General features: G+C 55.0%; 14 protein-coding genes. All 14 read right to left on the bottom strand.

Features of this window, described 5'->3' with window-relative positions:
- Positions 1–3 precede the first annotated feature (3 nt).
- The 14 genes from FKW31_RS03795 to FKW31_RS03730 all read right to left on the bottom strand — a co-directional run bounded on the left by FKW31_RS03795 (position 4) and on the right by FKW31_RS03730 (position 16,275).
- Complete coding sequence (locus FKW31_RS03795) at positions 4–1,629, bottom strand: hypothetical protein (RefSeq protein ID WP_150177815.1); 1,626 nt, start codon at positions 1,627–1,629, stop codon at positions 4–6.
- Positions 1,630–7,548: a phage tail length tape measure family protein gene (locus FKW31_RS03790; protein ID WP_150177814.1), complete on the bottom strand. Its 5,919-nt coding sequence runs from the start codon at positions 7,546–7,548 to the stop codon at positions 1,630–1,632. It abuts the gene before it with no gap.
- Positions 7,541–8,272, bottom strand: coding sequence for a hypothetical protein (locus FKW31_RS03785; protein WP_150177812.1), 732 nt, complete (start codon positions 8,270–8,272; stop codon positions 7,541–7,543). Before FKW31_RS03785 ends, FKW31_RS03790 begins: the two co-directional genes overlap by 8 nt.
- A gap of 4 nt (positions 8,273–8,276) precedes the next feature.
- Complete coding sequence (locus FKW31_RS03780) at positions 8,277–8,639, bottom strand: hypothetical protein (protein WP_238332736.1); 363 nt, start codon at positions 8,637–8,639, stop codon at positions 8,277–8,279.
- A gap of 35 nt (positions 8,640–8,674) precedes the next feature.
- A complete protein-coding gene (locus tag FKW31_RS03775; protein ID WP_150177808.1) occupies positions 8,675–9,109 on the bottom strand; it encodes a hypothetical protein in 435 nt (144 codons plus the stop codon).
- Positions 9,110–9,202: 93 nt separating this feature from the next.
- Entirely contained in the window at positions 9,203–10,450 is a 1,248-nt protein-coding gene (locus FKW31_RS03770) for a phage tail tube protein (protein WP_238332735.1), read from the bottom strand.
- Positions 10,451–10,516: 66 nt separating this feature from the next.
- A complete protein-coding gene (locus FKW31_RS03765; RefSeq protein WP_150177806.1) occupies positions 10,517–10,963 on the bottom strand; it encodes a hypothetical protein in 447 nt (148 codons plus the stop codon).
- Positions 10,960–11,400 carry a hypothetical protein gene (locus tag FKW31_RS03760; protein ID WP_150177804.1) on the bottom strand — a complete coding sequence of 147 codons (441 nt, stop codon included), beginning with the start codon at positions 11,398–11,400 and terminating at the stop codon, positions 10,960–10,962. Before FKW31_RS03760 ends, FKW31_RS03765 begins: the two co-directional genes overlap by 4 nt.
- The gene (locus FKW31_RS03755) at positions 11,400–11,723 is read right to left on the bottom strand and encodes a hypothetical protein (protein WP_150177802.1); all 324 of its coding nucleotides are present in this window, start codon (positions 11,721–11,723) and stop codon (positions 11,400–11,402) included. Before FKW31_RS03755 ends, FKW31_RS03760 begins: the two co-directional genes overlap by 1 nt.
- Complete coding sequence (locus tag FKW31_RS03750; RefSeq protein ID WP_150177800.1) at positions 11,723–12,397, bottom strand: phage head-tail connector protein; 675 nt, start codon at positions 12,395–12,397, stop codon at positions 11,723–11,725. The genes FKW31_RS03755 and FKW31_RS03750 overlap by 1 nt, the downstream gene beginning before the upstream one ends.
- Positions 12,398–12,436: 39 nt before the next feature.
- Entirely contained in the window at positions 12,437–12,685 is a 249-nt protein-coding gene (locus tag FKW31_RS03745; RefSeq protein WP_150177798.1) for a hypothetical protein, read from the bottom strand.
- 1 nt (position 12,686) lies between these two features.
- Positions 12,687–14,036: a phage major capsid protein gene (locus tag FKW31_RS03740; RefSeq protein ID WP_150177796.1), complete on the bottom strand. Its 1,350-nt coding sequence runs from the start codon at positions 14,034–14,036 to the stop codon at positions 12,687–12,689.
- Complete coding sequence (locus FKW31_RS03735; protein WP_150177794.1) at positions 14,037–14,996, bottom strand: S49 family peptidase; 960 nt, start codon at positions 14,994–14,996, stop codon at positions 14,037–14,039.
- A 1-nt stretch (position 14,997) separates the two neighbouring features.
- Complete coding sequence (locus FKW31_RS03730; protein WP_150177793.1) at positions 14,998–16,275, bottom strand: phage portal protein; 1,278 nt, start codon at positions 16,273–16,275, stop codon at positions 14,998–15,000.
- Positions 16,276–16,277 lie beyond the last annotated feature (2 nt).

Raw genomic sequence — 16,277 nt, 5'->3', positions numbered from 1 at the left:
AGTTTACACCAGTATCTGAAAAGTAACTGTTTGATCCGTTGCGCGGATATGCTCGCTCACCACCCGCGCAAGTTGTCGAGTTTGCAGGCCGGGCGCAGGCGCGGAAATGCCGATTACGTCACCCAGCTCTAGCTGCCACGCATAATCCTGCGGGATTGTGACAGCCCAGAGCCTGCGTTGCGTGCCCCATAACGCGCCGTGAGATTGCGCAATCAGGGTGGCATCGGCCTGATTGGCCAGCGCCGTGGTGATGAGGGCTGGATCATTCGGCACGCGGTAGCGGCTTTTGATATCAGCCGACCACCACACCGCCGCACGGTCTGCCACGGCAATAATGGCTTGCCGATTTGCCGAGGCCTGCGGGTGCAAATTGGAACCCGTGGTTTGCACCGTGAAATTATGCTGCCAACCGATACGCCAGCGCCATGTTGGCGGATCTAACGAACTATCCAGCGAGGCCGCTGCAATTTCTGTAATCAGATCTGCATTGAGTTCCACCACGGGCGTTTCTGCCGTTGTGGGTGCAGCCAGTGCAATAGGCAGCAATGTGCCCGTGCGTGTGGGCACCAGCGTAATGTTCAGCCCCGAAAGCAGTGTTGTGGCAACCTGTTTGCCAGTAACACTCTCTGAACCATCCCAATACCATCCACCTGACCACGGCGCGATGGAAGAGGCCTCTGCCCATGCCGTATCTATGTAGGCCGCAGGCATAACCAGATCTTCCAGCAGCATCTGCCGCAGGATATCCAGAACGCCCGATGGCGCTTTGCCAGACCGGAACTGCCCCACTGCATCCACCGTGATGCCGTAAACAGGTTTTGTGCCCAGCCGCAGCCATGTGCCTGCTGATCCGGTTTGCACGGTGTATGTGCCCGGCGCAGGGCTTGTTGCATAAATATCCGCAACCGTTGCAGCAAACTGGATGCCGCCTGCATAGCCACCCTCGTACAGTGCAGTGATGGCGGCAGGCCCATCCGAGATCTGATAGACGTAGTTTACGCTATCAATCAGAACGGGCGTGATGTTGCACACACTGCCCCGGATGCGCGGCATGTTTTTGCCTGCCACATTGCTATCCCCATCCAGCCGACCTGTACCACCATAGGTCGAAACGGACATGCTGCCATCTAGCCAGTATGTGGCGTCTAGCAGGGCAATTTGTGCTGTTGTGCGATCTGGCTGCCAGCTTTTACCCAAACCGGCAAATACGGGCAGCAGGCTGCTGCTTTGCGGATCTGTCCAGATCTGCCGCGCGGCATCCCACACCTTGCTGCCCGTGTAGATCCGTACGGGCAGATGGTCATTCATGCGCGTTGTCAGCAGGCCATCTAATACGCCATCTGGGTTAGCCAACGTGATAGAGCCTGCCGACAACGCGCCGCCCATGGCATCTGCCGAGAGCGTTAACCCCCGGTCAATCGCAAAGGCATCCGTCACATATGGCGGATAGGGCACGCCGTTTTCATCCACAAACCCGGCATCTGAAAAACGGATGGTGTCTGTGCTTTCCAGTGTGTGGGTTTGCCTGCGCAACGTGCCATGCGCCCGCGTGCCGTGGCCCAGCGTTTGGGCAAGCGTGCCCGTGGCTGGCTGGACAATATCCAGCTCAACCGTTCGAAATGCTGCCATTTACTTGCCTTTGATTGTCTGAACCTGAATGAACTGCTTCAGCTCTGCAACAACAGCAGTTTTCATGGTGTTGACCGCCTGCGTTACCTGGTTTGTGGCATCTACCGCATTGGCAGAAAGCTGCTTGGCCAACGCTGCCGTAAACTGCCCTGTATCCACATTGGCTACAGATTGCAGCATGGTCAGGTTGTTTTGAAACTCCTTTGCATAATCTACACCAGACCCAAACCACTGCTTCGCCAGCGTTAGATCAGATTGGGAATCTGATTGCAGGCGCGACAGCGCATTGTAATCACCCCCCATGGCGGCCTGATAATCCGTGTTCAGGCTCTGGTTTGCAGCCTGATATTGCTGCTGCACAGACAAGGGCGAGGCATCAGACGTATCCAGCCCCTGCACATATGTGCCCAGACTGGAGAACACAGACGCCACGGATTGATCTGCCTGATCCAGATATTCCTGCTGTTTTTCAAGAGATTTTTCCTGATACTCCTGCTGTATCTGCAACCGTTCTGCATTCTGTGTTTTTTCCAGATCTGCCAGTTGCTGCTGATAGGTGACGCTACTGGCAAAGCTATCACCAAGGAAACCCCGCCAGTTATCCTGCAACTGCTGGATTTCTTGTGCGGCACTTACCTGCTGATTGAGCAGATCAGCCCCTTCCTGATTACCCGTGGCAGACAGATAACGCGCTTGCACAGACTGATCAGCCTGCCCCAATGTTGCCTGTTCGTTAGCCACCATCATGGCTGCAATGGAATTGCCTTTATCAAGCAATGCCTGGGCATCCAGACCATAAGATGCGGCTGTGTTGGCGGCATCCTGATATTTGGCCTTGAGATCATCAACCTGCTGCATCAGGCTTTCAGAACCAGATGCCGTAACATCCAGAAGCCCTGGCATTGTGGTACCCACAAATTCAGAAATTGCCTGAAATTTGCTTTGCAGATCATCTACAGAATAGGTGCCACCATCCAGCGTTGAAAGCGCTTTAGCCATATCCCCCGTGTAGCCGGTGAAATGATCTACCGTAACGTGGGAGCTATCATCAAACTTTGAGACAGACACTTTCATGCTGCCTAGCTCATCTGCAAGCCTTTTAAGGCTTTCCAGATCCTGCGTGAACGTGTCCACGCTATCGAAACTGGTGGGCATGAGCTGTTTCAGTTCCTGCTGCATGATTGCATCTGGACTGGTTAAATCCAGATCAGGAAGCAGATCTGTCAGGCTGTATGTGGTAGATTTCTTCCCCTTTTTAGACCAGCCAACCTTGCCGATTGTATCCGTGTTTGTGGCGGATACCCCCGTATAATCAAATGCATTGTTGATGCTGTCCAGATCGGTTTGCAGGCCGGGTAATACGGTGTCGTTTCCATGAATATCCTTGTAAACATGGCCACTTATTCCAAGCTGGCCATCATCCACGGAAATGTATTGATAATCTTTTTCCCGCTTGGCGAATAATGGCTCCAACAAGTTGTAAGCCATTTCACCCACACCAAAAGCAGCCCCCGCCATACCCATGTAGGAACCGATCGAAGAAGCAGCACTGCCAAAGCTGCTGAAAATGCCGCTGCCATCGGCTGCTTTACCAGAAAACAGGTTTTCCAGCGCAGAAGATGCGGTGCTGACACCGCCTGCATTCACCTCAGATCCAAATGAAGGACTGGTCATCTGGTTTTTCATGTTCAGGGCTTCCCATGGGGAAACGCCCCATCCGGATTGCCCCACAGCGCTTAATGGATCTTCAACGCCTGAACTGCCACTGCTTTCTGATCCGGTTTCGCTGAACAGATTGCCAATATCTGCTAGTGTTGTGCGGGTTTTACCGTCCAAAGCGTTCATCAGCGGATTGATCAGGGCAAATCGTGCAACAGTGCTGGCAACCGATGCCTCAACACCTTGCAACATGGTTTTGAAAGACATCCCCGCCGATGTACCCTGCATGAAACCCTGCACAACACCATCGGACAATTGATCTGCCATATCGCTGATGGAGCCGGTGAAAGCATCCATCACTTGCTGTGCATGCTGATATTCCGCTGTAGCATCGGACAGAGCATCTGTGCTGGCCAGAAGATGCTGAGAATATTCATCTGTTAATGACCGGCCTTCTCTATAAAGCTGTTGCTCTACCTCCATGTGAGCAATCAGCTTCTGCCGGGCATCATCATTTGTACCAATCAGGGATGTTTCAGTTTGCAGGATAGCAACCTGATCCATGTTTTGATTGGTTTGCCCGATCATCTGGGTATTCTGCTGCTCAACGCTCCACGCTTGGGCTTTGGCAATTCTTTCCTGCATGGCATGCAGAAATTCTGGCGTATCCTTTTTAAAACTGTTTTCTGCATCCATGTAGGCAGAAACATATTGTGTTGCATCTTCTGCTGATATTTTACCATCAGCATAAGCGGCATTAGCCGTGCTGAGGGCTTGGGTTTGATCACTTAAGGCAGCCGTACCAGCATGCCACGCATCCGTCAGCACGGATTGCTCACGCGCCTGAGCCGCCATGATCTGGGTTGCAGACGCATGCGCCCCGTTAAGGGATAGCTGCGCCTGGTCAACTTCCTGCGCCACGCTGACCATTTGCCGGTCATAACCCGTTAGAGCGGACGCACTTTGAGCGGCGAGCGTTTGCGAATGATACACCTCCTGCAATGGATCACGCAGGTTGGCGAGGGATGCGCTTGTGGTGTCTATCTGACCATGAATGATCTTTGTTTGATCAGCCCACTCCTTCTGGGAAATAACATGGGCTTGATACTGCTTATCCAAATCTCCAAGAGCAGTGTGTTCGCCCTGTAAAGATCTGGTTAAATCATCCTGCTGACCAGCAATGCTTGGATTACCCTTTAATACCTGCGCTGAAACAGACTGATCCATCCGGGCATTTTCAACAGCACTATAGGCATTTCCGCCCGTAACCTTGGTTACATAATCAGATGTTTCCTGCGGGATCGTTGTGCGCTTGCCATCAATATACTCATCCAGCGCCGTTTCACCCCAGTTATACGCCATCGCCACCAGTTTTTGATTGTGGTGGTATTTGTCATACAGATGCACCAGATAATCTGCGCTGGCAGAAACATTGCCGTGCAGATCTGTCAGATCATTTCCGGCCGCGTTGCTGGGCATGACCTGCATGGCGCCAATAGCACCTGCGCTGGAATGCACAACCTGCCCGTGTAGGTATTGGCCGGTGCTGCTTTCAGCCGGGGCAATGGCGTGCATCAGGCTGGTGATATCACCATTCAGGTGCTGTTCCTGCGCTACCCGATCAATCATGCTCTGCACGGACTGGATGCCGCCATCCTGCACAAGGCTATGGTTTGCCGCTGTGTTGGTGGGCATGGAGAACGTAGGATCTGCCGCGCTGCCCTGCGCAACAATATGCGCAAGGTTTGTGGCACCGGCGAAATGAGCTGTTGCCGCAATACCACTTGCGACATCACCTTCCAGCCAGCCTAAACCCGTGGATGCGCCAGATTTGATGCTGCTCCAGATGCTGGAGAGTTCATCTGGCAGTTTCCTGAGATGCTTGACCAGATCATCCGTAGCGCTAATGCCCTCTGTGGCCATGGAGACGAACAGATCTCCAATGCTACGGGATTCTGCCGCAATCACGCTGGATGTGCTGCCCATTTCATCTTTCAGGTTACGCCATGCTGTCTGGAACGGCGTGAGGCCTTGATCTGCTGCCCCGTGGATGGCACTTTCCAGCCTCTGGACAACCAGAGAGACAGCATCGGCCTGCTGGCCCATCTGCGCCATGTGCTGCACGCTCAGCACCAGCCCAGCGTTGAAGCCGGGCAAATGCTGATCTGCCAGCGCCTGCGCTTCCCTGGCAGGATCTTCCAGTGCAACAGCCAATGTTTTGGCGGCATCTGGCACCGTGGTGCCCATAATAGCAGCCAGATCCCGGCTATCTGCTGTCAAACGCTGGATCTGGCTGGCATCTACCGTGGGCACGGCGGCAATGGTTTGCGTGGTGCTACGGCTATCAGAGAGCGAGATATCACCATACTGCTCATGCAGCGCACGGGCGGCATTTTCAGCAGATATGGACATATCATCATAATCAGCCCGTGTGGCACGCAGATGCGTGGAAAGCTGAGCAAGGCTTTCCTGTTCACTTTCTGCATAATAACCCAGCCCACCAATGGCAGCACCGGCAGCAACTGCCCCTGCGGCAAGACCGGCAGGGCCTGACAGAACGCTGAGCGTGGAGGACATGGCGTTTTTTAGGCCACCCATCACCTGCACCATATTGGGCACCTGATAGAACGCGGCCTGCAACGGACTGCCACCCGCCCAAACCTGATCGAAAAACTTATGGGCTTCATCTGCCAGAATGCCCAATTCAAAGGCTGTGAGCTTAATGGCAGTGGAATTGCCGCCTAGAGCGGATTTCTGGCGGTTCAGGGTATCCGTGGCCTGATCCATATAGGCATCGTATTCACCCTGCTCAATAATACCGGCGGCCAGGGCGGCGGATGCTTTCTGCTGCGCCTTTGTGTAATCCAGTTCTGCCGCAGCCAATGGCACAAGTTCGGCCCGCAGTTTTGCTGCATCCTGCGCTGCGGCCTCAAAATCCTCCTGCCGACTATCGGCCTGCCCGTATTCTGGCGTGGTGACACCGGCCCATGTGTTGATTTTTTCCTGCGTACCGGCTGCTACGGATTCATGCTGCAAGCGCAATGCTTCCTGTTGCGTCTGCACGCTGGCGGCAATGGCATCTTTCTGTTTTTGATAGGATGCGGTGGCGCGATCCATGGCGGCCAGATATTCGCCCAGATCAATCACGCCGCGCTCCCGCGCATCACTGGCTACCGCAATGGCGCTGGCGTAATCACGTTCTGCCGCTGCCAATGGTACCAGTTTGGCACGCAGGTTGTCAGCATCCTGAAATGCCTGGGCAACATCCTCCAGTCTAGATGCGTGATCAACGTTCGGCAGGGTAATGCCCAGACTGCTGTTGATGCTATCCTGATGATTCTGCGCAATGGTCGCCAGAGCTGTTGCGGATGCACCGCTCAGCGCGGCGTATTCTATGGTGATTTCCTGCAAGCCAGTTTTATAAACATCCAGCGTGATCTGGCCCTTTTCAAACTCAGCCCGCAATTCACGCAGAGCCATTGTTTGCGCCAGATCTGCGGCGGACATTCTATCAATAACAGCAGATGCAGTTGCCCCGCTTTCTGCCATCTGGTCAAAATCTGTAACGGTGGCAGCCTGTTCTAGCCGCAGCTTCGCCAGGCTGATGGCGGCATCATCCTGTGCTTTCTTGTTGGCCTCCAGAACGCGTGTCACATCCTCTGGGCTGGTGCTGCCACTGGCAACAGCGGCACGGCCACGCGCATCCAGACGGTCATACTCATTTTGCAGCAAGCGGATCTGCCGCTGCACTTTGGAAATACTATCTCCAGCACGCCCAGCCGCCGCCTGCCACGACACATCCGCCTTTGTGGCATCCTGCGATAGCGCATCAGCCAGACTGCCAGAGGCAGCCGCTGCTTCCTTCAGGTTGTCACGAAAGGCGGAGCTGATGCCATCTGCTGAAACCGATGTTTCCTGTGCGGCATCTTGAATATCAGACAAGGCGCTTTCTGAATTTTTGGCACCAAGCTGAACGTCATGGCTGATCTGGGAGATGTTGTCCTCCAGATGCCCCAATGCACTCTGCAACTTTCCGGTACCTGCCGTGGCAACCTCCACCGCACGTTCGGTAGCTGTTTCGGCATTTTCCATGCCTTTGACCAATGCGGTGCCCAGATTTTCACCGCTGGCCGCTACGTCATCAATTTTGCCCTGAAGCCCCTCCATGCGCGTACCAATGGCGTTGACAGGCTCCGCAGTCTGATCATCTAACAGCACGCGGTTGATGACCTCATTGATAACTGTAGTGGCTTTAACCATTTTCGGACTCCGTCAGCACAAGAGCTGGATACGTCATGACCTGACCGGCGGCGCGGTCTTTGCGGTTGCTACGGCGGGGCTTTCTGAGCCGCTCGAACCCATCGGATTTTGACCAGGTAAGGCCGCTTTCAATGCCCTGCGCCTTCAGCACGTAGGGCAGAGGGCCGCCGCGTGCATCCTGACCACCCGTGAGGTTAATGAATTTTCGGGCAATCGTGAGCATGGGGAACTGGCGGCGCGTTGCCTGCCGCACGGCCTCTACAATCCCTGGTGGAACGCTGGTAATCTGCCCACCCGTATCAATCTTGCGGGCGTAGGGCATGGTATTGACGATTTCTACAATGCTGCCCGGCTGAATGGCAGCGGCAGGGCGCGTCCACCATTTTCCATTCACACACACGGCCCACCCCTTGCGGAATGCGCCTGTGTGGACAGGAGAGCGTTTCTGGCACTCAGCCAACGCAAAGGCCACACCCTGCGCCAGATAGGAAAACACATAGCTGACAATGCCGTTATCCAGCCGCACATGCTCCTCCGCATCGTTTCTACGGCCATCAACAAATGTGCTGAATACGGTAGAGGCAGCGCCAGAGGATATCTGGGCATCACGCAGATCACGGCATTCCCGCGCAACCAGATCATGCAGGCTTTGCGACGCCAGAACATTGCGGGTGGCCAGATTGATCTGTTCCCGAATAGTCTCTGCCATACGTGCCCGTGCCATGATGCTATCTTTTCCTAAAAGTGTGCTCCAGATCCTGCTGGATCTGCTGGTTACGGATCTGGAGGAATGTCTGATCCAGTGATTTCACGAGCTGGAAGGTGAAATCTGTTTCCGCCTCATTTAGCCGCCGCATGTGGCACCAACGCAGGATTTCGGCATCAGCTAATGGCTGCGGATAGGACACGCCACGCGTTGCCCCCATGCCAGCGCCGTAACTTTCCGCCCGATACCGACGCGTTCCAGCCACGCCATGCCAGCACCGCCAGGGCAGCATGTTGGCGGGCTCCGGATCGACTTTCCGCAGCCACGCATCATATGCATCCCATGCGTGTTCTGGCGGTGGCAGCACGCCGCAACGCGCCGCCACCGGGCCATCTATCAGGTGCCAGCGCAGGGCGGCTGTTAGTTTCCCTCAGCGGCCTTGAGCTGTTCTTTGGTGGCGCGCCCAACAGATGCCGCCGCCTGCAATGCCAGACCAAGCAGTGCACGGTTTTCGCGGTGCGTGATCATTTCATTAAAGGTGGCGATATCAATGGGGCTGCCATCGTCATTTTCCAGACCCTGCACGTCAATCAGGCATTTTTCGCTCAGAGCCTGCGCCTGGCACACATCATCCATAGATGGCGGCAGGGTGCTTTCAGTTACCGGCACATCTGTTACAGACAGGCCGGTATTGTAACGGATAACAGCCGCACGGCGCAGCGCCCACAGGCGATCGGCATAATCTGCTGTCATGCCTTTGGTGACGATGATGAACTGATCTGTCACGCCTACGGTAACGGGTGTGCCTTCTGCAATTGCAGTTGCGTTGCGGGTAAAAGAGGAAAGTTTAGCCATTGTGTAAAACCCTGTGAGTTATGGGTACGAATAAAAAAGGGTGTCGGTAATAGTGGACACCCTTTGTGAAATTGGTTTTCAGCTCAGGCGAGATCAGGAACCTGTGGCTGCAACACCGCTCAGGCGGAAAATGGCGAATGTGCCGCCAGCACTTGTCGGATTGCCTTCAATATCAAATGAGACTTTTACGGTCTCATTGGTTTGCGGGCTGTTCACCTTGCCGTTGCGGAGCGCTGCATGCGTAAACACAAACGCGTATCCGTTGCCGCTATCATCAACTGTTTTGACAATAATCAGCCCCTGCGTGCCTGCTATGAATGCGTTGTATTCGTCCCATGTGCGGAAATAAAATTCGATACTGCCCGATGCGGTAAACTGGCCCGTACGCACACCGCAGGCATCTGCATGGCCCATGCCGTAATCATTGGCAGAGCCATCACGCGCCAATGTGCATGTAAATTGCGTAACGCATCCAGCCGGGGATTTGCCATTGATAGTGACCCCCAGGAAATTGTTGACGGAGTTATGCACATTGCCGCTGGGTGCGGGCAGCACCGCAGTTGCAATATCAGTTAGAGATAATGTCTCGTTTGCGCTGGTGGCATCAATCGTGACTGTACCAAACTGCGCCTGCTGCAACTGGATTTGAGCCTGGGTAATCAGGCTTCCCGGATACAGTAGGAACTGCCCAAGCAATTTTTTACGGATGGTAAATGTTTTATCCAGATTGCCATTTTGGATATCCGCCAGCGTAATTGTTGCACCGTCACTCAACGCTGTGGCGTCTGCAATCGGCAACGTGCCTGGCACAAATTCCAGGCCGGGATTAGAAATATTGTTTAGGATATAGGCAGCAAAAACATCAATCCCGTTCACGCTGTCCACGACATGCACAACGCCGAACGCTGGAAAATTTACGAGTGCAGCAGCAGGCATCGTGATAATATCACGCCCGCTATGATAAGAGTTTTTTAGATGGACGGTGCCAGTTACGGCAGGCGTCGCCTTTGAATTGATTGTCACAGACGGGGGCGCTGCATACCAATCCGCACCCATCACACCTGCAATGAGATCATCAAACGTGCCGGATGACAGCGCACCGGAAATGGTGCCAGACGCAGAAACCTGCGTGACGACTGACTGCGAAACTTCTTTTAGAGAATTGATCTCTGCCGGACGGGCTGTTGTTTGCGCACGTCCGAATGTCTCGCCTGTAATGCGCAGCGCCTGATAATTGCCCGCTGGCGGCGTGGCATATGTGGACTCCAGCGCAAAATCCATGCGTGTATCATTGGTTTGCGCACCGGCTGCCAAGCCTGCTGTGGCTCCAGTAAAAGCCATTGTTCACCTCAAAAAAAAGGCCACCCGAAGGCGGCCTGTGTTGAAAGAATGGAGAAGGGATCAGCGTTAGCTGGCAGGTTTTTCCGTGCTGTCTGTTCCGCCGGATGTTGGCGTTGTTTCAGTTCCAGATGTGGCCGGTGCGGCTACAGGTTTTTCGTCCACGGGCATCAGGCCGAGGCGAAAACCCATATACTGCGCCATGGACAGGCACAGGTTAGAGGCATCGCACAGCGCAGATACAAGCTGCTGCCCATCTGGCGTCCAGGGCTGATCTGTGCCGCCAATTTGCGCCAGCACAGCATAGGATTTGCCTTTTTCAGCATCCGTTACGGGCGCGAAATCCGGCAGGCCGCGCACCTCATGATACAGCCACGCGCCATAGCGCAAGCCTGCGCCAACGGTGGGTTCAATCAATGCCAAGGCGGCAGTGGTGCTGTCTGCCTCTACAGCAGCGCCAGAAAGCTGAAACTCGCCGGAATTAGCTGCTGTTTCGATAAGCGGAAAGAATTTCATGATGTGTGTTCCGTAATGTTCTGCCAGCGGTAATCCACCATCAACGTGGCAACGTACCAATTACCTGTCTGGGCAAGAAAGGAAGGGGGCGTGTAAGTCTGGCCATCGTAAAATAGGCCGTTTGGCCAGCGTTTATCCGGATCTACCGGGTTGGTGCGAAAGGCGGCTTCAAATGCATTCATGATGGACAGCACTGTGGGCGTGTTCATCCGGCCCTGTGGTATCCAGAGCATGATGCAGATCTGGCCGCTTTCCTGCGCCTGTTGATCACCCAGTTCCAGGCTATCTATGCTGGACGAGGACATATCCAGCGCCACAAATGCTTTGCCATCGCTGGAAAAATCCCATGTCAGGGGATCACCGATCAGATAGCCCAACGCCTCTGCCACGGCGCTGGCACGGGCATAGGCATCGTTCCACACTGTTTCTGAGGGCATTAGTCGCCTCCTGCTGCAATCAGCGTCCAGCCGCAGATGGTGGCCCCGTCATAAACGGGCGTGGCATCTGTCAGGCTGTAGGTTTTGGGGCCATCCTTGAGGTGCCATTGCGCTTTTGGCGTGACATTGGCGGCGCTCAGCTCATCCGCTAACGTTTGAGCAATGAACGGCGCTTTGGGCATGCCATCTGCCAGTTGTGACGACTGCGGCGGCGGTGCATATGCGCGTAATGTGACCGGGTTGGTATCATCACGCGCTGTCAGCACCATTTGGCGGCCAGATCTTGCAAGGAGCCGCCTACGGGTTTCGGTAATCTGGCCCATCAGGCCATCCAATCAGCAGCAATGCCAAGTCGATCCAATGCGCCAACCGCATCAGGCGTTAGCCCGCCAACGATAGGATCTAGCGCGCCATAAGATGCCGATCCCACCCCTTGCGTGCTTTCTGATTTCAGGAGCGGATCACGCCCAGCGGCGCAACTCAGCATCTGGATGGTACTCAGGCAGCTAGACGCAACGGACGCAGGCAGGGTTTGCACCTGCAATGCCAGAAGCGGAATTTCTGGCGTGGGAATATCCATACCAGGCAACAGAAATCCCGCTATGTAGGTGATATCCACTACAACAGGCCTATGGAAAACCATTTGCCGTGGCGGCAGGAATGCAGATGCCATGATACGTGCATTCTTGCGGTCAACATCGCATTCATCCAGCGGGCCAGACCATACCACCCCATCCACAGATGCAGATAAAATGGTGGCAACTGGCCCATTGGACAGATTGATGCCCGGAATGCGCCCCTTTAGTGTCCAGCGTTCCCGATAGGTCTGGAGCGCCAACGGACGCCCCAGATAATCGGCAAAACTGCCGGATGCAGCAGTGATAAACTGACTTAATCGGGCGTCCTGACTATTATCCGAGATCTGGAGATATGTTTTGACACTCTCCAGCGTAACCAGATCCGTGGTTCCGGCAGGCGTTATGACTATAACTGTCATACGTCACCCCAAATAAAAACGGCCTCCAGATGGAGACCGTTAGGATTTGCCATTTTCTGGCGTTTCTGGCTCATTTTCAGCCGGTTTTTCCTCATTTTGAGGCGTTTCCGGCTCTTTTTGGCCTGTTTCAGCCGGTGCAGTGGGCTCCGGTTCAGGCACCGGCTTTGCGGTGCCTTTTTTGGCTGCCACGATGCCAGCCGCCACATCATCCGGAAACATGCCCACATCACCCTTGTTGTAAACAGCGCCAATGCCGCCACAACGGTCTGTAAATGTCACAATTTTCATTTTACTGCCCCGCGACCGCACCAGGGAACCACGCTGCATCAGTCAGCACCGCAATGGCGTTATCGTAGCGCGTATTCAGATCTACAGCCTCAATCACGCGTACCAGCGTTTCATCATTTTGGAATGCAGAGCGTGTAATCCCGGCGGTATCAACATAAGACGCCTGTGTGCTGACAGCTAATGTGGTTTGCAGGGCATCCCCGATCAAAATTTGTCCGAAATCTGCAAAATACAGCTCGGATTGATTCCCGCCTGTGCCGAGATTATCAGGGACAGAGGTTGTGGACGTATATGGGTAGGCGCCAATCCGACCATCTGCAATTTCAGGGAATGCTAGTGCGCCGGTTGATGTTTGCAACTGACTTAGGAATTCCACCAATGTCGGGTTGATGATGTAACCCGGAGACTGCATGGGCACGTTATTTTTGGTGAGCGCCAGACGAAGTTTACCAAGGTCATTACGCACATTCTGCACATTTACCGTGGCATTTGCTGCAATGACATTGGAGGCATTGGCGAGGTAACGTAAGCCAGCCGGTGCGAAATCAGATCCAGCACCACGAATGAACTGCTGATCCTCTGCAATAGCCACGGAAAGCGTGACGTCACTATTCACCATATTATCGGTCTGGATGGAATTGTAACGCAGCAGATCATTGGTGATCGGCACCAATGCCCCCAGCTTCTTAGCCTTCATGGCGACTTCGCCAATTTCAGGCGCAGATGTTGGCACAGCAGCTCGCTCACCCAGCCATTGTGCATTTGATGTGCCAGTTTGTTTGCGGAAAGTGAGGTTGCCGTTGGGCATAGGCACGGAAACAGCGCCCATTTTGCGCACAGCAACCTGGGGACGCAATGCGGCGATCAGATCATTGGAATAATCGGTATTGACCAGAAAACCGCCCTGCACATCTACTGATTGCTCCATATTGTCAGCAGCGGCAGCAGCAAAGGCAGAGCCCCACGTTTTTTCGGAAAAATCCAGAACAGCACGCATGCCGCCTTGACCGCGGGTAGAGGCAACGGCCTGCACCAGACGGGAAAACTTGATACCAGGCTCAAGCTGCTGTTCGGCCTGAGCTGGAACCGTAGCGCGACCACCGGAATTCCCCGCAGGCAGCGGCGCAATCGGACGCGCAGCCGCAGCACGGCGGCGTTCCATATCGGTTTCCCGCTCAATCCCGGCTGTCAGGCGATCATCTTCTGCCCGCAACTGGTCATATGCAGCGGTCTGCTCCTCTGTCAGATCACCGGACTCATTGCTTTCCGATGCTGTCAGAATATTTTCCATTTCAGCCTGCACCTCAGCCTGACGGGTGCGGAGTGCTGTAATACGGTCACGAACGGCCATTTACGCGAGTCCTTCTGCGAGTTTCCGGCGCGCTTCCAGATCCGCCATTGCAGCGGCGCGACGTGGAGCGGGTTTTACCGGCGTTTTTGGAGGGGTTGCGGCACCAAGTTTGGCCAAGGTGGCCGAAAGCGTGCTGATGCCATCGGCCATACCGGCTGAAATGGCACTTTTTGCCACTTTCATGCCGCCCTGGCCGAAATTCTGTTTTACGGCGTCCACCGATGTGTGGCGGCCCTGTGCGACAGCCTGGAGAAATACAGCCTCCAGATCATCCAGCACGGTGCGGATCTGCGCCTGATCATCATCGGATGTAACGTCCAGCCGTTTGTTAGGGGCATTGGAGCTGACAATATCCACCTCCATCATGCCGTTTGCGTCTGGCTCCACCTGTTTTGCACCAGACATGACCACGCCGATGGAGCCGACCAGGGCTGTATTGTCCATCAGGATGGTCGAGCACTGGCTTGCCAGCCAATAGGCGGCAGATGCCGCCATGCCTGGCACAAAGGCCGTGACAGGCTTGCTGGACGCCGCGATCTGGCTGGCCATGTCACTCACACCCGTGGTGACGCCGCCGGGGCTGTCAAACACCATGAGGATCTGCTTGACGTCCACACTGGACAGCGCGGCCTGAAGATCCGCCGACAGGCTGTTCAGATCCGTAGCGCCTGAAAACTCTGTCAGCAGGTTGGCGCGCGGGAAAATCGGCCCCATGACAGGGATGGTGGCAACGCCCTGTTTGTTGAGCGTGACGCCGTTTGTGCCATTCATGCGTTTGCCGGTATCCGCCACGGCTGAAAGCGTGGTCTGATAGCGTTCTGCATGCCCATCAGCCCGCAGAACATCCAGCACGGGGGCTTCCAGCGCACGGGCGGCAATGGCCTCAATAGCACCTAGATGTGCAGGCAGGATCGCCCAGGGCTGTGCCCTGATCGCTTCCAGCGCATAATATCGTGTCATGTCAGTTTCCTGATTCTGTTCCGGCTGGGGTTTCGCCTGCCACACCGATATTGATTGGCCGCCACAACTCAGATCCGACATCACCACCGACCGGGTTGAGATCGAAATTGTTGCGGGCCTCATCCGTGTTCATCACACCTGCATTACGCAGCGCAGAAACGCCCTGAGCACGATCCAGAAACCCGCCTTTCAGCAGATCAGACGGATCGTGTTTGAAAATGCAGCCCGTATCCGCAAAGGCGTGCATGGCGCTATCCGCCACGCGTGCGAAATGCGGGCCGAGGTGATAGATCACAAATTCCAGAGACTGCTGCTCGATATTCCCGAACGTTGCCTTGGACAGCTCGAAAATCAGATGCGGCGGAACACCCCATGCGCGCGCAATATCCAGCACCTGGGCAGTGCGTGTTTCCACCAACTGCCCATCCTTGTTGTTCATGGGCATGTAAGTGGCTGTCAGACCACTCCCCAGAACCGCTGGCGTGCCTGCATTCATGGGGCCTGAATAGAGCGATTGCCAGTCCTCCTTGATGGCCTGCCGTTCTGGCTGACCAATTTTTCCTTGCGTGGTTAAAATGACTGGTGGCTGACCGTTATTGCGCCAGTAATTCTGCACATAGGTGGCCGTAGCAATGCTTTCGCCAAATGCCTCTTTCATGTAGGCAATGGGGCTCAGGCCTTGCAGGCCATTCCGGCTCATGCCGCTAACGTGCCAGATATCACGGGCTGCAAACCGCCCGGACGAGCCATCAGGCAGGGTGGCATCATAAAACATGCTCTGGCCAGTTGCTGGATCGAATGATTGCAACGGCAGCGTGCCAAACGGATCAAGCCGCGTAAGGGCGACAGGCTGCATGAAGGCATCCCGCGAGACATACGCGTAGAAATTTCCGGCCATCAGCAGATCACTCATCAGGATTTCCCGAAAAGCAAACCGACTTTGCGCGTCATTTGGCCGCCCATTCATTAACTGATAGAGCGGATCACCCGTAAGCCGGTGCGTGCCTGTGCCATCGTGGCGGCAGTAGTGCATGGGCACCATGGCAAACACACCGGACAGGATGCGTATAGCCTGCATGACGGCTGGCAATGACAGCGTGGAGCGCTCATTGACCAGCACACCAGAGCGGGACGGCCCGCCCATTGGAAACGAAACCCACGGGCCGCCTGCCTGAAAATTATCAGCAGGCGAGCTGACACCAGCTTCTGCATGAAGGCGAGGCTCCCGGCGTGCGGAGACCGGCGACCCAGATCCACGCAGGAAATCCAGAAGCCCCATTA

It is taken from the genome of Acetobacter sp. DmW_136 (assembly GCF_008690365.1).
GTDB classification, from domain to species: domain Bacteria; phylum Pseudomonadota; class Alphaproteobacteria; order Acetobacterales; family Acetobacteraceae; genus Acetobacter; species Acetobacter oryzifermentans.
This window is presented reverse-complemented; position numbering and strand designations above follow the sequence as displayed.